We start from the raw sequence: 25,694 nt of genomic DNA on the forward strand, positions 1-25,694 counted from the left end.
TGACAGGGCGCGCATTATATACAAAACTTTGGAGATGATGCAACGACAAGCATCTACCCGCACGAAACAATGAAGACTCAGGCCTCGTCTGGCTCCACGGGGGCTTGCCTGGCGAGTTCCTCTGAACGTCGGGCACGCAGGCTCGGGGTTTCGAGGCTGATCCGCCCCAGGGTACCGCTACGGTAGTCGGTGAGCAGGATGCCAGAAGCCTTTTCGAGATCGAGTTCGCCGCCCCGCCCCTTGATGATGCAGCCACGCTTCTTCGCTACGCCTTCGAGGACTGCGACGGCATCCATGTCGTCGATGGTGAATCCGTAGCGCGCCTTGAGCAGGGCCGGGTATTGCTCGAGCAAGAAACCGGCGAGCCAGGTGGCGACGTCTTCGCCGATGTAGGCGTTGACGCCGACGGCGTGGCTGGCGGCGAGCATCAGGCCGTCGATGGGGTGATCGATCTTCGGCCACAGCATGCCGGGGGTATCGTAGATCGTCAGGCGGTTGCTGATGTCGATGCGCTGCTGGCTCTTGGTCACGGCCGGCTGGTCGCCAACGGCGGCGACCTTCTTCTTGACCAGCGCGTTCATCAGCGTCGATTTGCCGACGTTGGGTATGCCCATGATCATCAGGCGCAGCGGCTTGACAGCATCGTTGCGGTGCGGCGCCAGTTTCTGGGCGAGCGCCGGAATCCTGGCCACATCGCCCGGCTTCTTGCACGAAATGGCGACGGCCTTGACGTTGGGCTGGGCGTCGAAATAGGCCAGCCAGGCCTTGGTCGCCTCGGGGTCGGCCAGATCGGCCTTGTTGAGCAGCTTCAGGCAGGGGCGCTGACGGAAGCTGCGCAGTTCGTGGATCATCGGGTTGCTGCTTGCCTGCGGCAGGCGGGCGTCAAGCACCTCGACGACCACGTCGGCCACGGCCAGCGTCTCGGCCGCCTTCTTGCGCGCCGAGGTCATGTGCCCCGGATACCATTGGATGGACATTGTTGTTCCTGAAATTAGCCGCCGGTCACCGGCGGGAAGAAGGCGATTTCGTCGCCATCCTTGATGGCTGCATCAAGCTTCGCCATGTCCTGATTGACGGCACAGCGCAGGTTCTTGGCAGTCCCCAGCGCCGCGCGTCCCTGCCCGACCAGCCAGTCACGCAAGGCGCCAACTGTCGCCACGTCGGCCGGCAAGTCGATGCTTTCGCCGGGCATGCCGAGCTTTTCCTTCAGGCCGGCGAAATACAGAATCTTGAGGCTCATGCCAGCAACTCCGCGAAGGAGACGAAACGCACGGTGTCGCCCGCCGCAATGACGTTACCCGGCGGATTGAGCACGAGGCCGTCGCTGGTGCACAGCGAGGTGACCACGGCCGACCCCTGGTTGCGATACAGATCGACGGCGCCGGCTTCGTTGATGCGCGCGCGCAGGAATTCCAGGCGGGCGCCGTCGGCCTTGGTCCACGCCGAAGCGCAGGGCAGGTTCAGCACGCGCGGCGCGACGTGGGCGACGCCTTGCAGGCGCAGAACGAAGGGCCGCACCATCGTCAGGCAGGTCACAAAGGCTGCCACCGGATTCCCCGGCAGGCCGAGGAACCAGGCATGGCCGCCCTCTTTCCGAACCTTGCCGAAAGCCAGCGGCTTGCCGGGCTTGATGGCGATCTTCCACATATCGAGCTCGCCTTCGACCTCGACAGCTGGCTTGACATGGTCTTCCTCGCCGACGGAAACGCCGCCGCTGGTGATGACCAGATCATTCTCGGCTGCGGCCCGGCGCAGGGCATCGCGGGTGGCGTCGAGCGTGTCCTCGACGGCGCCCAGATCGCGCACTTCGCAGCCCATGCCTTCGAGCAGGGTGCGCAGCGCATAACGGTTGGAGTTATAGATGGCGCCGGGCGGCAGGGGTTCGCCCGGCTGCACCAGCTCATCGCCGGTAAAGAACATGCCGACGCGCAAGCGGCGATACACCGGCAGCTCCGGCAGCCCCGCCGAGGCGGCCAGGGCGATGTCTTGCGGACGCAGCTTGAGGCCGGCGGCCAGGATTTCGGCGCCGATGGAGATATCCTCGCCGGCCCGACGAATATTCTCGCCGGAGTGCGGTACCTGATTGACGACCACACCGCCCTCGCCCTGCTCGCAGCGCTCCTGCATGACCACGGCGTCGGCCCCGACCGGAATCGGCGCCCCGGTGAAGATGCGGGCGGCCGTTCCCGGCTGCAGCGCAACGCCGACCGTACCGGCCGGAATACGCTGGCTGACCGGCAGGCAAACGCCGGCGGCCGTCACGTCGGCGGAGCGCAGGGCATAGCCATCCATCGCCGAGTTGTCGAGCGGCGGCACGGCAACGGTCGAATGCTGGGCAATGGCGAGCACGCGGCCGCTGGCGGCGAGCAGCGGGACGCGGCGCACCTCCTCGACGGGCTGGGCGGCGGCCAGAAGTTTTTCCAAGGCTTGTTCGTAGGTCAGCATGGGCGTTCCTGCAATTGCATGGTGTTCATGACGAAATCGGCAATCGCCGCGTAATCGCTCAGCGGCAATTTCGGCAGATCGGTGGCGAGATCGGCGTCGGTCGCGATGGCGACGATATCCGCACGCTCGGGAAAGAGCAGCGGCTTGCCGTTTTCCGGCCGATAGACCTCCAGCTTGGGCACCGGTTCCTGCTTGAAGCCTTCGATCAGCACTAGATCGCACGGCGACAGGTGGCCGAGCAGTTCGCCGAGCGTCGGCTCCGGCTCCTCGCGCCGCTCGTGCATCAAGGCCCAGCGGTCGCCGCAGGACAGCAGCACCTCGCTGGCACCGGCCTCGCGGTGGCGATAGGAATCCTTGCCCGGTCGGTCGATGTCGAAGCCGTGGTGGGCGTGCTTGATCACCGATACCTTGAGGCCGCGGGCCGTTAGCTGGGGAATGAGTTTTTCCAGCAAGGTCGTCTTGCCGGAACCGGAATAACCGGCGATGCCAAAAACTTTCATGGCGCGATTTTACTCGTTCAAACGGTAAAGACCGGGGCAAATCCGCCCCCCGGCGTCCGGAAATTGGTGGTCTGTCCCTGGTAAAGCCGGGCGGCAACCAGCTGGATACGACCGTTGTAGACGTAGCAGCGGATGTCGGCCTTCATGATGGTTTCACCCACCGTATGCTCCGAAGGCGGCGCAATTTCCTGCGCGATATAGCCGCCATGCAGGACTTCCTCAAAAACCCGCTTGGTCAGCTTGTCGCCACGATAGGCGGCGCGGCTGCCGAAACCGGCCGGCGGCTTGAAGAACCAGCGCTTGCGCTCGGCCCAGAAGGCTTCGCCCTGCTCGGGCGTCACCGCCACGGTTTGCGGAATGCCGGCGAGCAGGATGTTTCGCGTTGTTTCACCGACGCCCAGCGCCTGCAGCGCCGCATCGTCGGACAGCTGCATCAGATTGCGCTTGTCGGCATACAGGGCGTGGGCGCGCGGATGCGGCGTCAGCACGACGCCGCCCTGCTCGAACACGGCGCGGATGGTCGCGGTTTCCGTGGCGTCAAGGGCGAAATCGGTCATCCGGTTGTAGATCAGGTCGACGGGCTGGCCGGCGTGGCTCAGGCCATTGCCGTCACGCACCAGTTCGGCCGGGTCGCACACCACGGCGGCGATGCCGTGCTGTTCGAACAGTTCCTTGAACAGGATGAATTCCGGTGCCAGGAACTGCTCGGCAGGTTTTTCATCGACGATGGCGATGCGGCGCAACGGAACATCGCCACGCGCCAAACGCCATTCCTCGCGGAACATGGCGACGAACTCATCGCGGATGCGCGCTCCCTCGGACGCCTTGCCATGGGCCGCCAACAGGTAGGCGTTGAGCAGGCCGCCGCCGGCATTGGTGTTGATTTCGATGAGCTTGGGGCCGCTGGCGGTCAGATGGAAGTCGTAGCCCATGAAAACGCTGTGCGGCGCAACCGGCAACCGGGCGATTTCCGGCGACTGGGCCAGCGCATGGGCCTGGAAGGCGGGCAGCGCGATGACCGACTCGATGGCGACGATGAGGTCGGCCATCGCCTGCATCGCACGGGAGTCGATGGTGATCGCCGACGCCGAGAACAATTGTGGCTGGCGTTCGCGAAGTTGATCGAAAGTGGTTTTCATCGATTGGCGAAAAAGTCGAGGACGACCTGCAGTTCGCGGGTCCGTTTCATCGGAGGGAGACTTTGCCAGACCTTGCGGCCATACGGCTTTGATATGAGTCGCGGATCGCACATCATCAGCACGCCCTTGTCGCTTTCGTCGCGGATCAGGCGACCGGCACCCTGCTTGACGTTGATCACCGCGCGCGGCAACTGATATTCGATGAAGGCATTGCGGCCTTCGCGCTTCATCTGCTCGATGCGCGCCGACAGCACTGGATCGTCGGGCGGCGCGAAAGGAATCTTGTCGATGACGACCAGCGACAACGCCTCGCCGCGCACATCGACGCCTTCCCAGAAGCTCTGACTGCCGACCAGGATGGAGTTGCCATGACTGCGGAAGCGTTGCAGCAAGTCGTTCTTGCTGCCCTCACCCTGGACCAGCAGCGGAATGTCCAGCCCCTCATCCTCGATCTTGGCCTTGAGCAGCTCGTGGGTACGGCGCATGGCACGCAGGCTGGTGCACAGGAAGAAGGCGCCGCCGTTGGCCGCCTTGACGGCAGGCCAGGCGGCGTCGACCACGGACTCGGTGTAGTTCCAGGCGTTCGGGTCGGGCATGCCGAGCGGCACGTAGAGCACGGCCTGCTCGCCATAGTCGAAGGGACTGTGCCAGCAGGCGGAATCGGGATCGCCGAGGCCGAGTTCGGCGCAGTAGTGGTGGAACTTGCCCTGCACCGCCAGGGTGGCCGACGTGAATATCCAGGCCCGCGGATGGCCACCCATCTGTTTGCGGAAAATGTCGGCGACCTTGAGCGGGGTCGAATTCAGTTGCAGTGACTGGCTGAAGGCCTCCCCCCAGCGCACGTAGCCGAGATCGGCCAGGTTCTGCCACTGGGCGAGGCGCTGTTGCAGTTCGACCGCACGTTGCCAGCATTTCTCGATACCTTCGGCCCGCTGGGCCTGGGTTTCGAGGATGGCGGCGAATTTGGCCACTTCCTCATCGAGCTGTTTCAACGCCGGGGCGAATTCCGGCCGCTCCTGCAACTGGTCGTAGGAGAAGCGCCCGGCATCGACGCCGACCGACAGGCGCAGGTCACGCGCCGCCTTTTCCATGGCCTTGGCGCCGCTCTGGATATCGAGGCAATCGCGGGCGCTGGTCAGGCCCTCGGCCTTGGCGTCGCGCGCCAGATCGACGACCTGGGCGGTCGACACGCTGTCGCCGAAGAACAGGGTCGCCACTTCCGGCAACTGGTGCGCTTCGTCGAAGATGACCGTGTTGCAGGCGGGGAGCAGTTCGGCCATGCCTTCGTCGCGCAGCATCACGTCGGCGAAGAACAGGTGGTGATTGACTACCACCAGATCGGCCGCCATCGCCTCCTTGCGCGCCTGCATGACGAAGCATTCCTTGTAGTCCGGGCAGTCCTGACCCAGGCAGTTATCGCGCGTCGAGGTGGCGCTGTTCCACACCGGCGAGTTTTCGTTGACCTCGACACACTCGGCCTTGTCGCCGGTCTGCGAGGTCTTGGTGAAGACCGAGATGCGGCGGGCATCGGCGGCATCCTCGCGGGTCAGGAAACGGCCGTCGGCCAGCGCCCGGTTCAGGTGATACGGGCAGACGTAATTGGCGCGCCCCTTGAGCAGGGCGATCTTGACCGGCACCTTGAGGATGTCGCGGACCATCGGCAGGTCCTTGTTGAACAACTGGTCCTGCAGGGTCTTGGTACCCGTGGATACGATGACCTTGCCGTTCGAGTTGAGCGCCGGCACCAGGTAGGCGAAAGTCTTGCCCGTGCCGGTCCCCGCCTCGGCGATGAAGACCGAATTGCCGTGAATGGCGGCCGCGATGCGCTCGGCCATGTCGACCTGCTGCTGACGGACGCGATAGCCGCCGATGGCACGGGCAAACGGCCCGTCGGGCGAGAAGATTTCGAGGAGGGAGGACAAGGAAAAAGGCCGAAAAAAGCAGGCGCAATTCTAGCAGATGGCCCCTGCCGGCGAGGCTTTTCCCACCGCCCCCCGTTCTGTCCGGCATAGGCCCGCGTGCTTTTCCCGGTGCCGGTTATCGCTGCATTTGCTACCCTGCCGTTTTGCCCTGCCTGCCCCCTTCGTGGATTCGATCGCCCTCCTCCTCGTCATTACCGGCGCCTTGTGCCATGCCGCCTGGAACCTGCTCGCCAAGAAGGCCTCGGGCGGCCTGCCCTTCGTGTTCCTGTTCGGCGTGGTCAGCAGCGTAGGCGCCCTGCCGTTCGCGGTCTGGGCCTGGCACGAGAATCAGGTGCCGCTGACATGGCTGGCCTGGGCAGCCATCGCCGGAAGTGCGCTGATGCATGCGGTGTATTCGCTGGTGCTGCAACAGGGCTACCGCAACAGCGACTTCTCGGTGGTCTATCCGCTGGCGCGCGGCACCGGGCCGCTTTTCTCGGTCGCCGCAGCCATCCTGCTGCTCGGCGAAATGCCGAACCGGGCCGGCTGGATCGGCATCCTGGCGCTACTGACGGGAATATTCCTGATCTCCGGCGCCCACCGCATTCATCGCGCCGCGACGGAACGTGCCCGCGCCGGACTGTTCTGGGGCTCGCTGACCGGCCTGTGCATCGCGGCCTATACGGTTCTCGACGGCTGGGCCATCAAGGTGCTTGGCCTATCGCCGCTGCTTTTCTACGTGCTGTGCCTTGGCCTGCGCACCGTCATCCTCGCGCCGCAGGCATTGCGCAACCTGCCGGCGCTGCACGCCGAATGGCTGCGCAGCCGCCGGTACATCATCGCCGTCGGCCTGCTGTCGCCGCTGGCCTATCTGCTCGTGCTCTTCGCCGTGCAGCGCGCCCCGCTCAGCTACGTCGCGCCGATGCGCGAGTTGTCGATGTTGATCGGCGTTTACCTGGGCACGCGGCTGCTGCGCGAAACCCTGCTCCCGTCGCGGCTGATCGGGACCCTCTTCATGATCGCCGGCGTGGTCGCCCTGGCGCTATTCAGCCAGCCATCGCCCTGAGTGGCCCTCTAAGCCAGCTCGGGGAAAAGCACGTCGGTAAAGCCGAAGCGCGAGAAATCGCGCACGCGCATCGGGTAGAGAACCCCGTTGAGATGATCGCACTCGTGCTGGACGACGCGCGCATGAAAGCCATCCACCTCGCGCTCGATCCGATTGCCCAGCGGGTCGTAGCCGCTGTAGCGGATACGCTCGGGCCGGGGCACTTCGCCGCGCAGGCCGGGCACCGACAGGCAGCCTTCCCAGGCCAGCGCCTCGTCGCTGCCGAGCGGCACGATGCACGGATTGATCAGCACGGTCATCGGCACCGCCGGGGCATCCGGGTAGCGCACGCTGCGCTCGAAGCCGAAAATCACCACCTGCAGGCCCACGCCGATCTGCGGAGCGGCCAGGCCGACGCCGCCGGCGGCGGCCATCGTGTCCAGCATGTCGGCAATCAGGTTGTGCAACCCGGGGGTATCGAAAGCCGCAACCGGTTCGGCGGGCACCAGCAAACGTGGATCGCCCATGCGCAGGATGTCGCGAACAGCCATTATTTCTTCCTCGTGTGCAAGCTCAAGCACCGATTGTAGCGACGACGGCCCGGCACCGCTTACTTGGCCCTGGCCAGGCGCCGCACCGTGGCCGACATGGCGATCGTGCCCTGGCCGGCAAAGGCTTCCAGATTGGTCTCGATTTCTTCCGGACTGTACAGGTAATTGACCATCAGTCCGAAGGATTGCCGCAATCCCTTGGCGGAGCTGTCGCCCAGGTAGTTCAGACGCTCGATGCGGGCGCCGTTGCCGAGGTGGAAACGCGATACCGGGTCGAGCGGCGGCCCGCTTTCCGCGCCGCCCTGCTTGGCGGTGGCCAGATAACGGGCGCCGAGCCGGTTGAGCGGATCGCGCAGGCTGCGCACCAGCTTCTTGTCCTGTGCCCAGGCGCCATTCGACAATTCGTCGAGCGAGTGCTCGATACCGATGTCGGCCAGCACCTGCGGGTTCCTGCGCACCCAGGCTGCCAGGCCGGGCATCGGCGACAGCGTGGCGAAATTGGCCAGTTTGGGAAAGTCGCGCTTCAGGTCGTCGATCACCCGCTTGAGCAGGAAATTGCCGAAGGACACGCCGCGCAGGCCGATCTGGGTATTGGAAATCGAATAGAAGATCGCCGTATCGGCCTTGCGGTTGTCGAACACCGGCGCGCTCTCGTCGAGCAGCGCCTGGACGTTGTCGGCCAGGTGATCGGTCAGCGCCACCTCGACGAAGATCAACGGCTCGGCCGGCATGCGGGGGTGGAAGAAGGCATACAGGCGGCGGTCGGAATCGAGGCGATTCTTCAGGTCGGTCCATGAGCGAATTTCGTGCACCGCCTCGTACTCGATCAGCTTTTCCAGCAAGGCAGCCGGCGAATTCCAGGTGATGCGCTGCAGTTCGAGGAAGCCGACATCGAACCAGGCCGACAGGCGCGATTCCAGCTCGCGGTCGAGCACCGCCAGTTCCCGGTCCTTTTCCAGGTAGCCCAGCAGATCGGCGCGCAGATCGACGAGGAATTTGACCCCCTGCGGCATGGCGTTGAACTGCGTCAGGATGCGGATGCGCGACGAGCGCATGGCGCCGCGCAGGGCGGCCTCGGCCTTCCATTGGTCCGGCGTGCCGACCGCCTTCTGGTACTCCTTGTGAGCATTCGCCACCTTGGCCGGATCGGGGCCGAACTCGAGGGCGATCAGCTTCAGGAAACGCTGCCGGCCTTCATCGTTGAGGCGCAGGTAAGTTTCGGCCAGACGTGCCGCCCGACTCCTTGCCGACACCTCGCCGCCGAGGCTTTCGGCGCATTCGCGCAACTGCGCGCGCAATTGCTCGATACCCCGCGCGGTCAGGGCGATACGTTCAGCGCCGCCGCCCATCAGGGAGCGCAGCTTGTCGACCAGATTTCCAGCCACCATGATTCACCTCCGTGCCGTCATTTTGCCCCAAGCAACGCGGAAAATCAGCGCCGGGCCATGATCCCGTCAGGCGAAATCCCGGCGAATGGGCGGCTGCGACGGCTCTCCACGCATCAAGGTTTTTCCGGGATGGCTGTTTCCCGTTCATTGCTCGACCGCTCGAACAGCGCCGGCATGATGTTGTCGGCCAGGAGCAAGCCCACGGCCAGCACGGCGCCGGTGATCACCATATCGGTGACCAGTCCGATGCCGGCCACGCTGTCCTGCTGCATCAGGGCGTGCACTCCGCGAAACCCCATGCTGCCGGGCACCAGCGTGATCAGTCCCGGTATCTGGACGAGTGCCGCCGGCCGCTGGCTCAGGTATTCGTAGAGATGGCCGGCGCAGGCCACCGCCAGTGCGGCCGCGAAGGCGGCGACAACGCCGCCCATGCGGGAGTCGAGCAGCGAAAATACGGCCCAGGCCAGCAGGCAGGCGCCAACCGAAACCAGCACTGCCGAGGCCGGCGCCTGCAGCACAGCCAGCAGGGAAACCCCGAGTGCGGCAATAGCCACCCAGATTACCCACGGGGCAAGCGGCAATGGCACCCCCTGCGCCTGGACCGGCAGGCAAGCCAGCGCGACCTGGGTGCCGATGGCCAATCCGGCCCCCAGCAGGAAGAGCAGGACGAAAGCCCCGGTCAGGCGGCCGGTGCCGGCCAGGTAGTTCTGGGTTGCCAACTCCGACATGGCCACCGTCAGCATGAAGCCGGGCAACAGGAACACAATGCCGGCCACGGCCGAAACGAAGGGCACCTGCTGCGGAAAGACCAGCGCCAGCGCCTGCGCCAGGAATGCCGCCAGCGCACTCAGGATGACCGGCACGGCAGGCGCGAGGCGCGGGTAACGCGAGAAACCGATGTAGCCGCCGACAAACAGGATGCCGATGAAGCCGCCGCAGAGCATCTCCCACCAGGCGCCGCGCAACAGCAGCGCGACCGCTCCCGAGAGCAAAAAACCCATCGCCGCCATGCCCCAGCCCGACCAGGGCGACGGCTGGCGCATGATGTCGCCGAGACGGGCCGCGTAGTGGTCGATCCCTTCCGCCGACTTGATGTCGCGGGCCAGTGACTGCAAGGCGATCAGGCGCGCCATGTTGAAATCGTAGGCTGGCAGGCGGAGCATCTCGACTCGTCGCGTTCCGTCGCTGGCCACCACGGTCAGCGCGAGGAAGGTGAGTACGGCAAAGCCCTCGACCCGTACGCCGAGACGCGCGCCTATCGTTTTCAGGTTGCGTTCCAGATCATGCGCCGGCGCGCCGCTGACATGAAGCGCCAGCCCCAGGTCGCGTAAAAAAGCGGACAGCCGCGCAAGGGATTGATCGTCGGACGAAGACATGGTCAGGCACGAAGGGGAATCTGATCGGGGCAACACTCTAACCGATTCCCTGCCATCGGGACGACAAGGGATATCCAGCCAGCCGCCGGACGTGTTAAAACGTGCGTCCGCATTAACCACGGCGTTGCGCCAGGCCATCAAAGCGGCGTAACCATGACCTCATAGCGAAAAAATCCCATGAAAAACACCCTGCACACCCTTGCCTTCGGCAGCCTGATCGCCCTCGCCGCTTGTTCCGCCTTCGCCGGTTCCAGCGAACGCACGCCCAGCGGACTGGTCTACGAATCGCTGAAGGACGGCACCGGCGCACAGCCGAACGCCCAGTCCAACGTCCAGGTCCACTACCGTGGCACGCTGGCCGACGGCCGCGAGTTCGACAGCTCCTACAAGCGCGGCGAGCCGGCAACCTTCCCGCTCAACCGGGTGATTCCGTGCTGGACCGAAGGCGTTGCCAAGATGCGCGAAGGCAGCAAGGCCAAGCTCACCTGCCCGCCGGAAATCGCCTATGGCAGCCGCGGCGCCGGTTCGGCCGTGCCGCCCAACGCGACGCTGACCTTCGAGGTCGAACTGCTGAAGGTCGTCCGCTGATCGCGTTGCCGGACGAAGACAAGCGCCCGTGAAGACCCTGCTGATCGTCTATCACACGCACACCGGCGGCACGCTGCAGATGGCCCGTGCCGCCGCCGATGCCGCCGGCGCGGAACCCGGCGTCGCCGTGCGTCTGTGCAAGGCGGCCGATGCGGTGGCGGATGACGTTCTGGCAGCCGATGGATTCCTCTTCGCGACGCCGGAAAACCTGGCCAGCATGGCCGGGATGCTCAAGGATTTCTTCGACCGAACCTACTACGCGGCGCTCGACCGCGTGAACGGCCGGCCCTATGCCACATTGATCTGCGCCGGCAGCGACGGCGCCGGTGCCGCCCGGCAGATCGAGCGCATCGCCACCGGCTGGCGTCTCAAGCCGGTGGCACCGCCACTCATCGTATGCACCCACGCCCAGACACCGTCGGCCATCCTCGCTCCCAAGATCATCGCCGACGATGAGCTGGCGCGTTGCGCCGAACTCGGCAGTGCCATCGCCGCCGGCCTGGCGCTGGGCGTTTTCTGACCGGCCGACGTTCGTCGCATGCGCCACCTGACGATTTCCCGCATAGGCAGGACAAGGCGAATCGGCTAAGCTCGCGCGGTTATTCTTCCGCCCGGGAACAGCCATGCCCGTCATCGAACTGCAGCACCCCCTCGTCAAACACAAAATCGGCCTGATGCGCGAAGGCGACATCAGCACCAAGAAATTCCGCGAGTTGACCGCCGAGGTCGCCCGCCTGCTCAGCTACGAAGCCTGCGCCGATTTCGAGCTGGAAAAAACCACCATCGCCGGCTGGGCCGGGCCGGTTGAAATCGACCAGATCAAGGGCAAGAAGGTCACTGTCGTGCCCATCCTGCGCGCCGGCCTGGGCATGCTCGACGGCGTGCTCGACCTGATCCCCAACGCCAAGGTCAGCGTCGTCGGCATCGCCCGCAACCACGACACGCTGATGCCCGAGCCCTATTTCGAGCGCTTCGTCGGCCAGCTCGACGAGCGCCTGGCGATGATCATCGATCCGATGCTGGCCACCGGCGGCTCGCTGATCGCCACCATCGACATGCTCAAGCGCAACGGCTGCAAGCACATCAAGGCGCTGGTGCTGGTCGCCGCGCCGGAAGGCATCAAGGCGCTGGAAGCCGCCCATCCGGACGTGCAGTTGTATACCGCCGCCGTCGACAGCCACCTCAACGAGGTCGGCTACATCATCCCCGGCCTCGGCGACGCCGGCGACAAGATCTTCGGCACCAAGGAAGCGTGATGAGCCAGGCCCACGAACCCACCTGGCGCACCGCGCTGTCCGGCGCGCAAATCCTCTTCGTCGCCTTCGGCGCCACCGTGCTGGTGCCGCTGCTCACCGGACTCAACCCCAGCCTAGCGCTGCTCGGCGCCGGCGTCGGCACCCTGCTTTTCCAGCTGTGCACCAAGCGCCAGGTGCCGATCTATCTGGGGTCCAGCTTTGCCTTTATCGCTCCGGTGATCTACTCGGTGCAGACCTGGGGCATGCCGGCGACCCTCGGTGCGCTGGCTTCGGCGAGCTTTTTCTATTACGTCGCGGCCGGGCTGGTGAAATGGCGTGGCGTCGATTTCATCCACCGCCTGCTGCCGCCGGTCGTCATCGGCCCCGTGGTCATGGTCATCGGCCTCGGTCTGGCCCAGGTCGCAGTCGGCATGGCGACCGGCAAGGCGGGCGAGACCCAGGTCGTCCCCTACGAAACCGCCATCGCCATTGCCGCGATCTCGCTGCTGGCAACCATGCTCACCGCCATTCGCGCCAGGGGCCTGCTCAAGCTGGTGCCGATTCTGGTCGGTGTGGCGGTTGGCTACATCGCCTCGCTGTTCGTCGGTATCGTCGATTTCAGCAAGGTGCGCGACGCCGCCTGGATCGCCGTGCCGGAATTCGGCAAGCCGGAGTTCAACCTCGCCGCCATCCTGTTCATGATCCCGGTGGCGATTGCCCCGATTGTCGAACACGTCGGCGGCATCCTCGCCATCGGCTCGGTCTCCGGCAAGGACTACACCGAAAACCCCGGCCTGCATCGCACGCTGTTCGGCGACGGCCTGGCGGTCAACGTCGTCGGCCTGTTCGGCGGCCCGCCGGTCACCACCTACGGCGAAGTCACCGGCGCGGTCATGCTGACCAAGAACTACAACCCGGCGATCATGACCTGGGCCGCCGGCTTCGCCATCCTGATGGCCTTCGTCGGCAAATTCGGCGCCTTGCTGCAAACCATCCCGCTGCCGGTGATGGGCGGCATCATGGTTCTGCTCTTCGGCTCCATCGCCGGTATCGGCCTGAAGACGCTGATGGACGCCAGGGTCGACCTGGCCAGCCCGCGTAACCTGTGCATCGTCTCGGTGACGCTGGTCACCGGCATCGGCGGCCTGGGCGTGCATATCGGCAGTTTCTCGCTGCAAGGCATCAGCCTGTGCGGCGTGCTGGCGGTGGCGCTGAACTTCCTGCTGCCGAAATCGTCTGATGCGCACTGACTTTCTGCCGCCCCCTGCCCTTGAATACCAAACATGTCACCCATGCAGCCGTCGGACTTTGAACGCCACGGCTTCGCCGCCGGCATGCGGGAAGGCTTTGTCGCCTTCCTGCCGGTATCCGTCGGGTTGATTCCCTGGGCGCTGGTGGTCGGCATGGCGATGACCAGCGCCGGCTTCACGCCCCTGCAGGCGATGGGCATGAACATTATCGTCTTCGCCGGCACCGCCCAACTCGGCACCCTGCCGCTGATCGTCGATAACGCCCCGCTGTGGCTGATCGTCACCACCGGCCTGGCACTCAACCTGCGTTTCCTGATCTTCAGCGCCGGCATCGCACCGGGGTTTCGCGGTATCGGCACCGGCTGGCGCTGGCTGTGCGGGCACTTGTTGACCGACGGCAGCTTCGCGGTCTGTTACGACAAGCTGATGCAGGTCGACAACCCGCGCTGGCGCCTCGGCTTCTATCTGGTTACCGGCGTCTGGACCTGGCTGCTGTGGCAGACCTTTACGCTGGCCGGCATCTTCGCAGCCGGTATCGTTCCCAAGAGCTGGTCGCTGGAGTTCATGGCGACCATCGCGCTGATCGTGCTGCTGGTACCGATGGCAAAAGCACGCCCCATGCTCGTCGCTGCCATCGTCGGCGGCGGCAGCGCCGTGCTGCTGCGCAGCATGCCGCTGCGCCTGGGTGTCGTCACCGCGATCTGCCTCGGCATTGCCGCCGGATTTGCCGCCGAACACTGGCAGGAGAAGAAGACCGCATGAACTACGACGCGTCGTTGTGGCTGATTTTCATCCTGCTTGGGCTGGCCACCACCCTGCCCCGCGCCGGCTTCATCGTCCTCGGCAACCGCTTCAGCCTGCCACCGACGCTGCAACGTGCACTGCGCTACGCCCCGGCCGCCGCACTGGCCGCCATCGTCGTGCCCGATGTTTTGCTGGTCGGCGGCAGTGTCGAGCCGATCAACCCCAAACTCGCCGCCGCTATCGCCGCCATCCTTGTCGCTACCCGCTGGCGCAATCCGTGGCTGCCGTTCATCGTTGGCATGGCGGTGCTGCTTGGTCTGAAAGCGATCTTTCCGTCCTGAGGCACACCGACAAATCCGTGCAGATGCCCCCTGTGCTGGCCACAATCAAGCCTGTTTCGCGGCGGCAAGGCGTACGGGATGTTCAGGAAACAGCGAGCTTGCGCGGACGACCACCCAGCAGACCGTTTTCGCGGGAAGCACGGGTCTTGGCTTCGCTACGGCTGCCGCCATTCTGAACGGCAACCATGGAAACCGCCATCTCCATCAGCGGCTTGCTGGCCGACACCAGGCCGGCAATAGAAACATGCAAGTCACGTTCCGCCAGGCAGAGTGCCGAACCGCCAAAACCGACTGACAGATGCTTCAACTCGGCGAGCTTCAGCGCAGCCAGTTCCGGATAATTGCTGACCGGCAAAACCACCGCACTGTCATCGGCAAAACTGACCATCAGCGACCGGTGCGCCTGCAGGTAATGCACGCCCGTGGCATGCAAGCCGGCACTGCGCCGCAAGCGGCCGCGTTCGATTGCCTGCGTGAGGACCTCCTCCGTCACCGGTTCGTCGAACCGGACTTTCGCCTTGATCGTCTTCATAGCTCAATCTCCAAGGGGGTTCCTTCTCCTGCCAAGCACAACACCGTTCTGTAGCGCTGCTCGTCGAAACGTGCCGACAAAATCTTCTTCGCATTCGGGCGTTTATCTTTCGGCGCCACAATCTCGTCGTCCTTCGTATCCCACAATTGATTGTCCAGGCACACCGTTGAACGGCTGTACCACCAATGCTCTCGGGCTCGACGCAGATTCGCCGGCAATTTGAGTGCTTGCCGCAAATCCTCGAGGATTGCCGCCTTCGGTTCGTTCTGTTCCGGCGTCACGTCCCAAAGCCGTACGCCGTCGTGCCAGAAACTGAACTCGAAACGTGCGTCCCATTTTTCCGTTCCCACATGGACATGCGGCGGACAGTGCTCGTTCCGGGTCAATACCGCAATGTCCAGCCCGTCGTGTGTGCAGACTTTCAAGATAATCCAACCGTTGGGTTTATTTGAATGATTCTACCCCTAGAAGTTCCCCGGGGGTTATCTCTGAAACTTGAAATAGCCAGAGCCGGCAAGAAAGCCCATCTCGGTCGCATCTGGAAAATCTCGTTCGGTTCAAGGCCAACTACGCCGCTTTTTTGCCACGCACGGTAATCTGACCACCCAACACTCAGTAACCGGTTTACGAATTTATGTCACATTTGTCGGATTTCCTTACAGTCAACACGAATTTGAAATATATGAAATTAATTTATTATTTGAATTCAATGCATTGTAAAAGTGGTTCAGTATTTGCATTCACTTGGTCATCTGCAATCAAAAATCACTTGAACGGTGAACTCCATGAAAAATTTCCTGAACAAAAGCATCGTGATGAGCGCACTGGCATTGGCGTCACAAGCTGCATTCGCCATCAACCTGCCGACCGGCCCCTGCAATGGGCAAAACTGCCTGCAATTCACCGACTTTCAGGTTTACTCCCTGACACTACTGAACGGCGGCTCCTCCAACTCCGGCCCTTACGCGGTTGACGCCACACCGGGCAGCATCAAGGACTACGTCGTCGTCGGGGTCAATAACGGCGGACAGGCCCAAACAAACATTGCAGGCGTTGACAACGCCTACAACACCCCGTCGGCCAACAATATCAAAACCTTCACCAATATGACCACGGATACCACCAACGGTCCGGCCAGCGGTGATGGGAACAGTTGGCAAGCCAGCATCAGCACCTTGGCTTCCCAGTTTGTCGGAAGCAAGTTTGTCGGTTTCTTTGCCTTCAATGAAACGGGAACACAGGGCGGAAGTACCGCGACCAACTTGCTTGACGGTGGTCCTGATTTGCTCGTCTGGGCAAAGATAACCTTGGTTGACATTCAGAACACCCTGAACAACAAGTCGTTCTACCTCCAGCCAACCGGATCCGCGCTGAGCAATGATCCTCTCGCCAATCCGCTCCCGCCATCCAATGCGACCGGCTTTGGCGATACCGGACCATGGGCCTACGTTCACGGCTCTATCTGCATGAACGGTGGCGTTTTTACCGGCTTCCCGGACGCCAACGGGGTTTGCGCAGTCGGTCAGCCGAAAGCACAGACCAACACCGGCCAGAACAATGCGGCCTTCGCGATATATAACCAGCAGCTGGATGACGAAATTCACAACAAGAATACGATTTTCGACACCCTGCAAATTGATTGGCAAATGGCCTACATCAATGGGGGCGGCGAGACCGCCTGGATTCAACCGTTTGGCACGCGTGATGACAACAACGTACCGGAACCCGGCACCCTGGCTCTGCTTGCCTTGGCATTCATCGGGCTCGGCGCAAACAGCAAACTCAAACAAAAATACGCTGTCGCCTGACCGCAATTTTTCCAAAGAAAAAGCCAAGACGCGCTGTCTTGGCTTTTTTTTCGCTGCCCCGCACCACCAGAAGTTGACATCCCGAGTCAAACAGATCCATCAGAAGATCATTCAAAAAAAGGCCGGGATTGATCTCGGCCTTTTCGTTTCCATCAGACAAACAACCAGCAAGAATTGCCACGACGATTACAAGGCTTCCTAGCCGTAGGTCCAACTTACACTTTGTCCCAAACAAGGACGAAACCGCCGTCATACAGAAGAAGGCAGACATACGCACCGCCCCGAAAGTGCCCCCCCTCTTGGACCATGGCCGTCGCCAGAGCAACGCAACAATCCCGGCGATCACCGCGCCATCAAGGCAAACCGCGCAGCTTTTGCACCAAGACAATCCGAACGCCAGGAACGACTGGCATAATCCGCAGCCATTGTCATAGCCCACCCGCAATCATGGCCCCGCTCCTCCGCTTTTTAGCTCTTTGTCTGCTCCTCCATCTCTCCCTCCCGGCCATTTCTGGCAACGGCATAGGCAAAGATGAACTCGACGCACAGAAGGAATGGCTGCTACTGAAGATCGACAGCGGAAAGGAGTTGGCGCAGAAAGATATCGAAGCCCAAGGAAAGCGCCTCGATGCCCTCGACAAACGAATTGACGATCAGGTCAGCCGGGTCAGCGACATTGGCAACGCAGTCGATCGTTTTTCTGTCGTCACCGGCTGGATTGCTATTCTGATCACCGGCGTTCTCGCCCTGGGTGGCTTGCTTGGTTATTTATCCGTCACCAAAAAAGCCCGCGAAGAAGCAGAGGTCGTCTCGGAAACCACCAGCAAAAAGTGGTTTGACGACAACCATCAGAAACTGAGCGAGCGAATTCGAGACCTTGAGAATGCCGTGGCGCAAGCTCTCGAAAAAATTGCTCATTCGGTGGCCGATGTCGAGATGCATCGCCAATCCGCCATCAACACCATACAAAACGGCATTTCCTCGGGCACCGACAGCAATCCCAAACTTAGTCCAGAAGATGAGGAAGGCCTACGCGCAAGCGTCAAACAACTCAAGGACAAGCCAGAAGCCAATTACTCGTTTGACGACTGGAACACACGCGCCTTTGCCGCATACCAAGCTCAGCAATCTGAAGATGCCGCCCTATTCTGGAAATACGCCGCCGAGGTCCCCAACGCCGGGGCAGCAAATACGGCCCAGGCCCTATTCAATCGCGCCGTGGCACTGAGCGACCTCAAGCGAGACGAAGAAGCAATCGCCCTATACGACCAACTGATCGCCGCTTACGCTAACGACAAGGCACCCGCCCTACGCACTTGGGTCGCCAGAACCATACTCAACAAGGCGGTCACGCTAGGACAAATGGGGGAAAACGACGAGGCAATCGCCCTCTACGACCAGTTGATCGCCGCCTACGCCGACGATAAGACGCAAGCGCTCCGCGAACAGGTTGCCAAGGCCATACTCAACAAAGCGGTCAGGCTCGGACAAATGGGGAAAAACGACGAGGAAATCGCCCTCTACGACCAGTTGATCGCCGCCTACGCCGACGATAAGACACAAGCGTTCCGCGAACAGGTTGCCAAGGCCATGGGCAACAAGGCGGTTAGGCTCGGACAAATGGGGAAAAACGACGAGGAAATCGCCCTCTACGACCAGTTGATCGCCGCCTACGCCGACGATAAGACACAAGCGTTCCGCGAACAGGTTGCCAAGGCCATGGGCAACAAGGCGGTTAGGCTCGGACAAATGGGGAAAAACGACGAGGAAATCGCCCTCTACGACCAGTTGATCGCCGCCTACGCCGACGATAAGACACAAGCGTTCCGCGAACAGGTTGCCAAGGCCATGGGCAACAAAGCGGTCAGGCTCGGACAAATGGGGAAAAACGACGAGGAAATCGCCCTCTACGACCAGTTGATCGCTGCATACGCCGACGACAAGGCCACCGCCCTATGCGAACCGGTTGCCAGAGCTATGCTTAATAAGGCGATCACGATCGGAAAAATGGGGAGAAACGACGAGGAAATCGCCCTCTACGACCAGTTGATCGCCGCCTACGCCGATGACACCGCCCCAGCAATCATCGAAATAGTAGCCAACGCAGTGAATGGAGCCGGCTTTACTCGCCTGATGACGGCCAAGCAAGGCTGGTCGAATCGTGATCAAGCACTCGATGCCTTGAAACGTGCTGAGGCAGATCTGCAAACCTGCCTGGCCCGCCGGCCACACTGGGGCATGGCCCTGGGAAATCTGGCTTATGTACGGTGGCTGTTGCTACACCCTGCTGAGTCGGAAACCGTTTTTCGCGCTGCACTCAAGAGTACGGACGACGGGGGCGAGCAGTTGTACAAGGCAACGCTTGACGACATCGCCCTGCACACCATTCCCGAAGATACGGCATTCAAGGCCATGGTCGAGCGACTGTGGCAGGAATACACCGGCAGTACTTCATTGGAAAAACGCTGACACGCAAACGCTGGAAAGACAAAGGCCGGGAGCGATCCCGGCCTTTTCATTTGAACCGGATTATCCGGTCAGCTACCAATCACGCCTTCTTATGGCTCGCCAGACGAGTCCAAGTGTCGACCACGGTATCCGGGTTCAGCGAAATACTGTCGATGCCCTGATCCATCAGCCATTCGGCCAGATCCGGGTGGTCGGACGGGCCCTGGCCGCAGATACCGATGTACTTGCCAGCCTTGTTGGCGGACGAAATAGCCATGGCGAGCAGCATCTTGACGGCCGGGTCGCGTTCGTCGAACAGGTTGGCGACCAGACCGGAGTCGCGGTCGAGGCCCAGCGTCAGCTGGGTCAGGTCGTTGGAGCCGATGGAGAAACCGTCGAAGATCTTCAGGAAATCATCGGCCAACAGGGCGTTGGACGGGATTTCGCACATCATGATCAACTTCAGGTCGTGCTCGCCCTGCTTCAGGCCATGTTCGGCCAGCAGTTCGACAACGGCCTTGCCTTCGCCGACGGTACGGACGAACGGCACCATCAGCTGCACGTTGGTCAGGCCCATTTCCTCGCGCACCTTCTTCATCGCGCGGCACTCCATTTCGAAGCAGTCTTCGAAGGTGTGGGCGATGTAGCGGGAGGCGCCACGGAAGCCGAGCATCGGGTTTTCCTCTTCCGGCTCGTACAGTTCGCCGCCGAGCAGCTTGCGGTATTCGTTGGACTTGAAGTCGGACAGACGGACGATGACCGGGTTCGGCCAGAAGGCGGCGGCGATGGTGGACACGCCTTCGACCAGCTTCTCTTCGAAGAAGGCCTTCGGCGAAGCGTAGCCGCGGGCGCGGCGCTTGATTTCCTCGCGCTTCGAGGCCGGCAGGCGCTCGACATCGAGGATGGCCTTCGGGTGGATACCGATGACGTTGTTGATGATGAACTCGACACGGGCCAGACCGACGCCGGCGTTCGGCAGTTGGGCGAACTCAAAGGCCAGTTCCGGGTTGCCGACGTTCATCATGACCTTGACCGGGACATCCGGCATGGCGGAGATGTCACGGGTAGTCACTTCGAAATCGAGGCTGCCGCGATAGACGTGGCCGGTATCGCCTTCGGTGCAGGAGACGGTGACCACTTCGCCTTCGTTCAGGGTTTCGGTGGCGTCACCGCAACCGACGATGGCCGGGATGCCCAGTTCGCGGGCGATGATCGCGGCGTGGCAGGTACGGCCGCCACGGTTGGTGACGATGGCAGAGGCACGCTTCATCACCGGTTCCCAGTTCGGGTCGGTCATGTCGGCAACCAGCACGTCGCCCGGCTTGACCTGATCCATTTCCTTCGGATCCTTGACGATGCGGACCGGGCCGACACCGATCTTCTGGCCGATGGCGCGGCCGGAGGCGAGCACCTTGGAGAAGGACTTCAGCTTGAACTTTTCCTGCTTGCCGGCGTGAGCCTGGGACTGCACGGTTTCCGGACGGGCCTGGAGGATGTACAGCTTGCCGTCGACACCGTCCTTGCCCCACTCGATGTCCATCGGACGAGCGTAGTGCTTTTCGATGATCTGGGCGTAACGGGCCAGTTCCATGACTTCTTCGTCATTGATCGAAAACTGATGGCGCAGGGACTCTTCGACATCCTCGGTGATCGTGGACTTGCCGGCGACCTTCTCGGGCGAGAAGGTCATCTTGATCATCTTGGAACCGAGGTTGCGGCGGACGACGGCCTTCTTGCCGGCTTCCAGCATCGGCTTGTGCACGTAGAACTCGTCCGGATTGACGGCGCCCTGCACCACCGTTTCGCCCAGACCGTAGCTGGAGGTGACGAAGACGGCATCGCGGAAACCGGATTCGGTGTCGAGCGTGAACATCACGCCGGCAGCGCCCTTGTCGGAGCGGACCATGCGCTGGATACCGGCGGACAGCGCGACGTCGGCGTGCAGGAAGCCCTTGTGGACGCGGTAGGAGATGGCGCGGTCGTTATACAGGGAAGCAAACACTTCCTTGATGGCGTGCATGATGTTTTCCAGGCCGACGATGTTCAGGAAGGTTTCCTGCTGACCGGCAAAGGAAGCATCCGGCAAGTCTTCAGCGGTGGCGGACGAGCGCACGGCGAAGGACATGTCGGCATTGGATTCGGCCACCAGGCGCTGGTACTGCTCGGTGATGGCGATGGTCAGTTCCATCGGGAACGGCGTGTCGAGCACCCATTGACGGATTTCAGCACCGGTCTTGACCAGGGCGTTGACGTCCTCGACGTCGAGCGCGTCAAGCGCCGCATTGATCTTGGCATCCAGACCGGATTGGCCCAGGAAAACCCGGTACGCGTGCGCCGTGGTGGCAAAACCACCCGGTACGCGAACGCCGGTATCGGCCAGCTGGCTGATCATTTCGCCAAGCGAAGCATTCTTGCCGCCGACTTGTTCAACGTCGGTCATGCGCAGTTTTTCAAAGGGGATGACAAGCTGTTCCATGAGGAGAGGTCCTTTCGGGGGTCGAATCAAAAAATCAGGAAGCAGAGAAATCGGTACTCAGGCGGCGCTCGGCTGTCTCGCGCCGGGCGACGGAACGCAGGGTCTGGGCCAGGGTCTCGCGGACGAAATCGATGTGCGTTTCGGCAGCGGAACGGGCGGCCTGCGGCTTGTTCTCGCGAATATTCTTGTAGATCGCCTCGTGCTGGCTCATCAGCAGGCGGTTGGCGGCCGGCACGCTCTTCAGCTCACCCAGGTTGAGGCGGATATTGTCGTGCATCAGACTGAGCAAGGCACCGGACAGGTGGCCAATCAGCACATTGTGGGCGGCATCGCCGATGGCCTGATGGAAGGCGATGTCGGCATCCGAACGCTTCTGCGCATCATCGGACTCGAAGGCCCCCATCAGGGTGCCGAAGGTCTGTTCCAGGCGCTGCAGATCGGCCTCGGTGGCTCGTTCGGCGGCCCACTCAGCGGCCTGACCCTCCAGCATGCGGCGAAATTCGAGCATGTCCTCGCGCAGGTTCGGGTGCTTGCCCATCATGTCCTGCCACGGGTCGGAAAAACTCGACTCCAGCACATCGGTCACATAGGTTCCGCCCCCCTGGCGGCTGGTCACCATGCCCTTCGAGGCCAGCTTCTGGATCGCTTCGCGCAGGCTCGGCCGCGACACCCCCAGATCGACCGCCAGTTCACGCTCCGGCGGCAGGCGATCGCCGGGCTTCAGCGAGCCTTCGAGGATGCGACGCTCCAGCGTGGCAGCGATGGCATCGGAAATGCGTGGGACCTGCAGCTTGCTCGGCATTGGTAAGACCACATTGATTGGTAAGACCAGCGCATTCTAATCATCGATCCGACAAAGTGCAAGCCTAGGGATTTCCCTATTCAGGATTGACTAAGTACCGGTATTCACGCAAAATTTCGCCAAGATCAAAAACTGGTCTTACCATTTGACCGGTAAATAATTTTAACGGAGACAAGATGCATAGCCGATCTGCATACCCTACTGACGTCTATTTCTTCGCAACCTGCGTCGTCGACCAGTTTTTCCCCGGCGCCGGCATGGACGCGATCACCCTGCTCGAACGCCAGGGTATCCGCGTGCATTTTCCAGAAGAGCAAACCTGCTGCGGCCAGCCGGCCTATACCAGCGGATTTCCCGATGAGGCACGCAAGGTTGCCGCACTGCAGTTGTCGCTGTTCCCGAACGACTGGCCTGTCGTCGTTCCCTCCGGCTCCTGTGCCGGCATGATGAAACACCATTACCCGACGCTCTTCGCCGACGATCCCGCACGCAAGGCGGCCGCCGAAAAGCTGTCGGCCCGCGTCTATGAACTGACCCAGTTCCTGGTCGACGTCCTGAATTTCAAGCCGGAAGACTGCGGCAGCGACTGCACGGTCGTTCTGCATACCTCCTGCTCCGCCCGCCGCGAAATGGGCGTCCATGTCACCGGTCGCAAGCTGATCGGCGATCTGGCCAAGGTCAAGCTGGCCCAGCAGGATCACGAATCCGAATGCTGCGGCTTCGGCGGCACCTTCTCGGTCAAGCAGCCGGAAATCTCCGCCGCCATGGTCGAGGACAAGGTCAAGGCACTCAAGGCCACCGGCGCCGAGCGCGTGGTCAGCGCCGATTGCGGCTGCCTGATGAACATTCTCGGCCACGCTGCCTGGAAGGACCAGCAGGAAGGCCGCAAGACGCCGAGCCTGCCCGGCGAACACATTGCCACCTTCCTGCTCCGTCGCACCGCCAAGGAGAACACCCAATGAGCGCCCGTGACCGTATCCTGGCCAAGTTGAAGGCCACAGCCCCCGAAAGCGCCGGTGACCTGCCCGATGTCGGCGGCTGGTACGCCGACCACCGCACCCAGGAAAGCACGGCCGACAAGGCCAAGCGCTTCCGTCACTTCATCGAGCTCGCCCACGCCGAGGTGTATTCGGTATCGCGCGGCGGCTGGCTGCAGAAGCTGTACGAGGTGCTCAGCGCCAAGCAGATCGACAAGTTGCTGGTCGCCCCGGGAACGGTGCATGGCGCCCGCGCCCAGAGTGATCTGCCGCCGCTGGGTATCGCCTGCCCCGGCTACGACACGCCCATCGAAAACTGGAAACCGGCGATGTTCAACGACACCCCGGCCGGTTTCACCGCGGCCCGTGGCGCCATTGCCGAGACCGGCACGCTGATCCTGTGGCCGAACGCCGACGAGCCGCGCCTGATGTCGCTGGTACCGCCAGTACACATCGTGCTGCTCGACGCCGCCAATATTTACAACACCTTCCACGAAGCCATGCAGACCGAAGGCTGGCAAGACGGCCTGCCGACCAATTCCCTGCTCATCTCGGGCCCGTCGAAAACCGCCGACATCCAGCAGACGCTGGCCTACGGCGCCCACGGCCCGAAAGAGCTGGTCGTGCTGATGATCGAGGAGAACGTTTGATGAACGCCCCCCAGACCCCGCACGCCCTGCATTTCATGCCGTCGGCCGGCTTCCGCGCCCGCGCCAAGGATGTCGTCGAGAACCCGTTCCTGCGCCAGAGCTTCCGAGGCGCAATGGACTTCCTGATGAGCAAGCGCGCCGCCCAGTTCCCCGATCCGGAGGAACTGGAAAGCCTGCGTCGCCTCGGCGAACGCATCCGCCAGTACAACCTGGCCAAGCTGCCCGACTTGCTCGTCCAGCTGGAAAGCAACCTGACCCGCAACGGCATCCAGGTGCACTGGGCCGAAACGCCGGAAGAAGCCAACGCCATCATCCTCGGCATTTGCCAGAAGCACTCGGCCAAGCTGATGGTCAAGGGCAAGTCCATGGTCAGCGAGGAAATCGAGCTGAACCACGCCGCCGAAGCCGCCGGCATCGGCGCGCTGGAATCGGACATGGGCGAATACATCGTCCAGCTGGCGCATGAAAAGCCGTCGCACATCATCATGCCGGCGATTCACAAGACCAAGGAACAGATCGCCAAGCTGTTCCACGAAAACGTGCCGGGCGTCGACTACACCGACAATGTCGATGCACTGATCCAGATCGGCCGCAACGTGTTGCGCCAGAAATTCCTGGAAGCCGACATCGGACTCTCCGGCGTCAATTTCGCCGTCGCCGAAACCGGCACCCTGTGCCTGGTGGAAAACGAAGGCAATGGCCGCATGTGCACCACGGCACCGCCGGTCCATATCGCCATCACCGGCATCGAGAAGATCGTCGAAAAGCTCGAACACGTGCCGCCGCTGCTCTCGCTGCTCACCCGTTCGGCCACCGGCCAGAACATCTCGACCTACTTCAACATGATCTCCAGCCCGCGCAAGCCGGGCGAGAAGGACGGTCCGGGCGAGGTACACCTGGTGCTGCTCGACAATGGCCGCAGCCAGGCCTACGCCGACGAACAGTTGCGCAAGACGCTGCAATGCATCCGCTGCGGCGCCTGCATGAATCATTGTCCGGTCTACACCCGCATCGGCGGCCACGCCTACGGCACGACCTACCCCGGCCCGATCGGCAAGATCATTTCGCCGCACATGCTCGGCCTGGAAGCGACGGCCAACATGGCCACCGCCTCGTCGTTGTGCGGCGCCTGCGGCGAAGTATGCCCGGTCAAGATTCCCATTCCCGAACTGCTCATCCGTCTGCGTGAAGAGTCCTTCACCGCACCGCATGCCAATCCCACGATGCGTGGCCAGGGCGCCGGTCACAATGCGCGAATCTCGGCGATCTGGCGCGCCTGGAGTGCAATCTACGCCTCCCCCGCGCTGTACCGCGCCGCTTCCTGGCTGGCCAGCCGCTTCCGCTGGCTTACCCCGCGCCGGCAGGCCGGCTGGACTTCGGTCCGCACCCCGTTGCAGCCCGCCCCCAAGCGTCTGCGCGACCTGATCAAGGAACGTCCCTAATCCCTCTTACCCGGAGCGCCGGCACCACCGGCCTCCGGGATTTTTTTGTCTCGGCG

General features: G+C 62.6%; 26 protein-coding genes. 12 read left to right on the plus strand and 14 right to left on the minus strand.

Features of this window, described 5'->3' with window-relative positions:
- Positions 1-77 precede the first annotated feature (77 nt).
- Genes ylqF through F1002_RS11000 form a run of 6 tightly spaced genes read right to left on the minus strand, consistent with a single transcriptional unit; the run spans position 78 to position 6,006 of the window.
- Positions 78-977: a ribosome biogenesis GTPase YlqF gene (gene ylqF / locus F1002_RS10975; RefSeq protein WP_150429064.1), complete on the minus strand. Its 900-nt coding sequence runs from the start codon at positions 975-977 to the stop codon at positions 78-80.
- A 14-nt stretch (positions 978-991) separates the two neighbouring features.
- Positions 992-1,240 carry a molybdopterin converting factor subunit 1 gene (gene moaD, locus F1002_RS10980; protein WP_150429065.1) on the minus strand — a complete coding sequence of 83 codons (249 nt, stop codon included), beginning with the start codon at positions 1,238-1,240 and terminating at the stop codon, positions 992-994.
- Positions 1,237-2,445 (minus strand): gephyrin-like molybdotransferase Glp, encoded by a 1,209-nt coding sequence (glp, locus tag F1002_RS10985; protein ID WP_191090372.1) that lies wholly within the window; start codon positions 2,443-2,445, stop codon positions 1,237-1,239. The genes moaD and glp overlap by 4 nt, the downstream gene beginning before the upstream one ends.
- Complete coding sequence (gene mobB / locus F1002_RS10990; RefSeq protein ID WP_150429066.1) at positions 2,439-2,945, minus strand: molybdopterin-guanine dinucleotide biosynthesis protein B; 507 nt, start codon at positions 2,943-2,945, stop codon at positions 2,439-2,441. The genes glp and mobB overlap by 7 nt, the downstream gene beginning before the upstream one ends.
- A gap of 17 nt (positions 2,946-2,962) precedes the next feature.
- Entirely contained in the window at positions 2,963-4,084 is a 1,122-nt protein-coding gene (locus F1002_RS10995) for a hypothetical protein (RefSeq protein WP_150429067.1), read from the minus strand.
- Positions 4,081-6,006 (minus strand): ATP-dependent DNA helicase, encoded by a 1,926-nt coding sequence (locus F1002_RS11000; protein WP_223879551.1) that lies wholly within the window; start codon positions 6,004-6,006, stop codon positions 4,081-4,083. The genes F1002_RS10995 and F1002_RS11000 overlap by 4 nt, the downstream gene beginning before the upstream one ends.
- A gap of 163 nt (positions 6,007-6,169) precedes the next feature.
- Here F1002_RS11000 and F1002_RS11005 point away from each other — a divergent pair, with 163 nt between their 5' ends.
- The gene (locus F1002_RS11005; protein WP_150429068.1) at positions 6,170-7,051 is read left to right on the plus strand and encodes a DMT family transporter; all 882 of its coding nucleotides are present in this window, start codon (positions 6,170-6,172) and stop codon (positions 7,049-7,051) included.
- 8 nt (positions 7,052-7,059) lie between these two features.
- Here F1002_RS11005 and def read toward each other — a convergent pair whose 3' ends face one another.
- The 3 genes from def to F1002_RS11020 all read right to left on the minus strand — a co-directional run bounded on the left by def (position 7,060) and on the right by F1002_RS11020 (position 10,345).
- Positions 7,060-7,581, minus strand: a complete 522-nt coding sequence (gene def, locus F1002_RS11010) for a peptide deformylase (RefSeq protein ID WP_150429069.1) — start codon at positions 7,579-7,581, stop codon at positions 7,060-7,062.
- A gap of 59 nt (positions 7,582-7,640) precedes the next feature.
- Positions 7,641-8,930 carry a malonyl-CoA decarboxylase gene (locus F1002_RS11015; protein ID WP_223879573.1) on the minus strand — a complete coding sequence of 430 codons (1,290 nt, stop codon included), beginning with the start codon at positions 8,928-8,930 and terminating at the stop codon, positions 7,641-7,643.
- A gap of 152 nt (positions 8,931-9,082) precedes the next feature.
- Entirely contained in the window at positions 9,083-10,345 is a 1,263-nt protein-coding gene (locus tag F1002_RS11020; protein WP_191090373.1) for a threonine/serine exporter family protein, read from the minus strand.
- A gap of 177 nt (positions 10,346-10,522) precedes the next feature.
- Between F1002_RS11020 and F1002_RS11025 the strand changes: the two genes are divergently transcribed.
- From F1002_RS11025 to F1002_RS11050, 6 genes are all read left to right on the plus strand, one after another.
- Positions 10,523-10,933, plus strand: a complete 411-nt coding sequence (locus F1002_RS11025) for an FKBP-type peptidyl-prolyl cis-trans isomerase (RefSeq protein WP_150429072.1) — start codon at positions 10,523-10,525, stop codon at positions 10,931-10,933.
- A gap of 28 nt (positions 10,934-10,961) precedes the next feature.
- Positions 10,962-11,453, plus strand: coding sequence for a flavodoxin family protein (locus F1002_RS11030; RefSeq protein WP_191090374.1), 492 nt, complete (start codon positions 10,962-10,964; stop codon positions 11,451-11,453).
- A 103-nt stretch (positions 11,454-11,556) separates the two neighbouring features.
- Positions 11,557-12,189: a uracil phosphoribosyltransferase gene (gene upp / locus F1002_RS11035; protein WP_150429073.1), complete on the plus strand. Its 633-nt coding sequence runs from the start codon at positions 11,557-11,559 to the stop codon at positions 12,187-12,189.
- Positions 12,189-13,418, plus strand: coding sequence for a uracil-xanthine permease family protein (locus F1002_RS11040; RefSeq protein ID WP_150429074.1), 1,230 nt, complete (start codon positions 12,189-12,191; stop codon positions 13,416-13,418). The genes upp and F1002_RS11040 overlap by 1 nt, the downstream gene beginning before the upstream one ends.
- Positions 13,419-13,451: 33 nt before the next feature.
- Positions 13,452-14,180: an AzlC family ABC transporter permease gene (locus F1002_RS11045; RefSeq protein ID WP_223879552.1), complete on the plus strand. Its 729-nt coding sequence runs from the start codon at positions 13,452-13,454 to the stop codon at positions 14,178-14,180.
- Positions 14,177-14,503, plus strand: a complete 327-nt coding sequence (locus F1002_RS11050; RefSeq protein WP_150429075.1) for an AzlD domain-containing protein — start codon at positions 14,177-14,179, stop codon at positions 14,501-14,503. The genes F1002_RS11045 and F1002_RS11050 overlap by 4 nt, the downstream gene beginning before the upstream one ends.
- Before the next feature lie 82 nt (positions 14,504-14,585).
- On the opposite strand, the gene F1002_RS11055 is transcribed toward F1002_RS11050, so the two are convergent.
- Positions 14,586-15,035, minus strand: coding sequence for a DUF2442 domain-containing protein (locus F1002_RS11055; RefSeq protein ID WP_150429076.1), 450 nt, complete (start codon positions 15,033-15,035; stop codon positions 14,586-14,588).
- A complete protein-coding gene (locus tag F1002_RS11060; protein WP_150429077.1) occupies positions 15,032-15,460 on the minus strand; it encodes a DUF4160 domain-containing protein in 429 nt (142 codons plus the stop codon). Before F1002_RS11060 ends, F1002_RS11055 begins: the two co-directional genes overlap by 4 nt.
- A 360-nt stretch (positions 15,461-15,820) precedes the next feature.
- On the opposite strand from F1002_RS11060, the gene F1002_RS11065 reads away from it, so the two are divergent.
- Positions 15,821-16,843: a PEP-CTERM sorting domain-containing protein gene (locus F1002_RS11065; RefSeq protein WP_150429078.1), complete on the plus strand. Its 1,023-nt coding sequence runs from the start codon at positions 15,821-15,823 to the stop codon at positions 16,841-16,843.
- On the opposite strand, the gene F1002_RS11070 is transcribed toward F1002_RS11065, so the two are convergent.
- The gene (locus F1002_RS11070; RefSeq protein ID WP_150429079.1) at positions 16,818-17,024 is read right to left on the minus strand and encodes a hypothetical protein; all 207 of its coding nucleotides are present in this window, start codon (positions 17,022-17,024) and stop codon (positions 16,818-16,820) included. The two genes, F1002_RS11065 and F1002_RS11070, sit on opposite strands and share 26 nt — an antisense overlap.
- Positions 17,025-17,290: 266 nt before the next feature.
- Here F1002_RS11070 and F1002_RS11075 point away from each other — a divergent pair, with 266 nt between their 5' ends.
- On the plus strand, positions 17,291-19,312 hold the full coding sequence (locus F1002_RS11075) for a tetratricopeptide repeat protein (protein WP_150429080.1): 2,022 nt from the start codon (positions 17,291-17,293) through the stop codon (positions 19,310-19,312).
- Between the two features lie 79 nt (positions 19,313-19,391).
- Here F1002_RS11075 and ppsA read toward each other — a convergent pair whose 3' ends face one another.
- Together ppsA and F1002_RS11085 are read right to left on the minus strand one after the other, a co-directional pair.
- Positions 19,392-21,767: a phosphoenolpyruvate synthase gene (ppsA, locus tag F1002_RS11080; RefSeq protein WP_150429081.1), complete on the minus strand. Its 2,376-nt coding sequence runs from the start codon at positions 21,765-21,767 to the stop codon at positions 19,392-19,394.
- Between the two features lie 34 nt (positions 21,768-21,801).
- The gene (locus F1002_RS11085) at positions 21,802-22,569 is read right to left on the minus strand and encodes an FCD domain-containing protein (RefSeq protein ID WP_150429082.1); all 768 of its coding nucleotides are present in this window, start codon (positions 22,567-22,569) and stop codon (positions 21,802-21,804) included.
- Positions 22,570-22,745: 176 nt separating this feature from the next.
- Between F1002_RS11085 and F1002_RS11090 the strand changes: the two genes are divergently transcribed.
- The 3 genes from F1002_RS11090 to F1002_RS11100 are packed head-to-tail and all read left to right on the plus strand — an operon-like array spanning position 22,746 to position 25,638.
- Positions 22,746-23,531 carry a (Fe-S)-binding protein gene (locus tag F1002_RS11090; RefSeq protein ID WP_150429083.1) on the plus strand — a complete coding sequence of 262 codons (786 nt, stop codon included), beginning with the start codon at positions 22,746-22,748 and terminating at the stop codon, positions 23,529-23,531.
- On the plus strand, positions 23,528-24,196 hold the full coding sequence (locus tag F1002_RS11095) for a lactate utilization protein (protein WP_150429084.1): 669 nt from the start codon (positions 23,528-23,530) through the stop codon (positions 24,194-24,196). Before F1002_RS11090 ends, F1002_RS11095 begins: the two co-directional genes overlap by 4 nt.
- Positions 24,196-25,638, plus strand: a complete 1,443-nt coding sequence (locus F1002_RS11100) for a LutB/LldF family L-lactate oxidation iron-sulfur protein (RefSeq protein WP_150429085.1) — start codon at positions 24,196-24,198, stop codon at positions 25,636-25,638. Before F1002_RS11095 ends, F1002_RS11100 begins: the two co-directional genes overlap by 1 nt.
- The last annotated feature ends 56 nt before the right edge of the window (positions 25,639-25,694 follow it).

The sequence above is a fragment of the Dechloromonas sp. CZR5 genome (genome assembly GCF_008711155.1).
In the GTDB taxonomy this organism is placed as follows: domain Bacteria; phylum Pseudomonadota; class Gammaproteobacteria; order Burkholderiales; family Rhodocyclaceae; genus Azonexus.

What these genes read in the sequence shown, in the direction of transcription:
- ylqF (WP_150429064.1), bottom strand. Translation starts at nt 977, where the DNA reads ATGTCCATCCAATGGTATCCGGGGCACATGACCTCGGCGCGCAAGAAG.
- moaD (WP_150429065.1), bottom strand. Translation starts at nt 1,240, where the DNA reads ATGAGCCTCAAGATTCTGTATTTCGCCGGCCTGAAGGAAAAGCTCGGC.
- glp (WP_191090372.1), bottom strand. Translation starts at nt 2,445, where the DNA reads ATGCTGACCTACGAACAAGCCTTGGAAAAACTTCTGGCCGCCGCCCAG.
- mobB (WP_150429066.1), bottom strand. Translation starts at nt 2,945, where the DNA reads ATGAAAGTTTTTGGCATCGCCGGTTATTCCGGTTCCGGCAAGACGACC.
- F1002_RS10995 (WP_150429067.1), bottom strand. Translation starts at nt 4,084, where the DNA reads ATGAAAACCACTTTCGATCAACTTCGCGAACGCCAGCCACAATTGTTC.
- def (WP_150429069.1), bottom strand. Translation starts at nt 7,581, where the DNA reads ATGGCTGTTCGCGACATCCTGCGCATGGGCGATCCACGTTTGCTGGTG.
- F1002_RS11015 (WP_223879573.1), bottom strand. Translation starts at nt 8,930, where the DNA reads ATGGGCGGCGGCGCTGAACGTATCGCCCTGACCGCGCGGGGTATCGAG.
- F1002_RS11020 (WP_191090373.1), bottom strand. Translation starts at nt 10,345, where the DNA reads ATGTCTTCGTCCGACGATCAATCCCTTGCGCGGCTGTCCGCTTTTTTA.
- F1002_RS11025 (WP_150429072.1), top strand. Translation starts at nt 10,523, where the DNA reads ATGAAAAACACCCTGCACACCCTTGCCTTCGGCAGCCTGATCGCCCTC.
- upp (WP_150429073.1), top strand. Translation starts at nt 11,557, where the DNA reads ATGCCCGTCATCGAACTGCAGCACCCCCTCGTCAAACACAAAATCGGC.
- F1002_RS11040 (WP_150429074.1), top strand. Translation starts at nt 12,189, where the DNA reads ATGAGCCAGGCCCACGAACCCACCTGGCGCACCGCGCTGTCCGGCGCG.
- F1002_RS11045 (WP_223879552.1), top strand. Translation starts at nt 13,452, where the DNA reads ATGTCACCCATGCAGCCGTCGGACTTTGAACGCCACGGCTTCGCCGCC.
- F1002_RS11050 (WP_150429075.1), top strand. Translation starts at nt 14,177, where the DNA reads ATGAACTACGACGCGTCGTTGTGGCTGATTTTCATCCTGCTTGGGCTG.
- F1002_RS11055 (WP_150429076.1), bottom strand. Translation starts at nt 15,035, where the DNA reads ATGAAGACGATCAAGGCGAAAGTCCGGTTCGACGAACCGGTGACGGAG.
- F1002_RS11065 (WP_150429078.1), top strand. Translation starts at nt 15,821, where the DNA reads ATGAAAAATTTCCTGAACAAAAGCATCGTGATGAGCGCACTGGCATTG.
- F1002_RS11075 (WP_150429080.1), top strand. Translation starts at nt 17,291, where the DNA reads ATGGCCCCGCTCCTCCGCTTTTTAGCTCTTTGTCTGCTCCTCCATCTC.
- ppsA (WP_150429081.1), bottom strand. Translation starts at nt 21,767, where the DNA reads ATGGAACAGCTTGTCATCCCCTTTGAAAAACTGCGCATGACCGACGTT.
- F1002_RS11085 (WP_150429082.1), bottom strand. Translation starts at nt 22,569, where the DNA reads ATGCCGAGCAAGCTGCAGGTCCCACGCATTTCCGATGCCATCGCTGCC.
- F1002_RS11090 (WP_150429083.1), top strand. Translation starts at nt 22,746, where the DNA reads ATGCATAGCCGATCTGCATACCCTACTGACGTCTATTTCTTCGCAACC.
- F1002_RS11095 (WP_150429084.1), top strand. Translation starts at nt 23,528, where the DNA reads ATGAGCGCCCGTGACCGTATCCTGGCCAAGTTGAAGGCCACAGCCCCC.
- F1002_RS11100 (WP_150429085.1), top strand. Translation starts at nt 24,196, where the DNA reads ATGAACGCCCCCCAGACCCCGCACGCCCTGCATTTCATGCCGTCGGCC.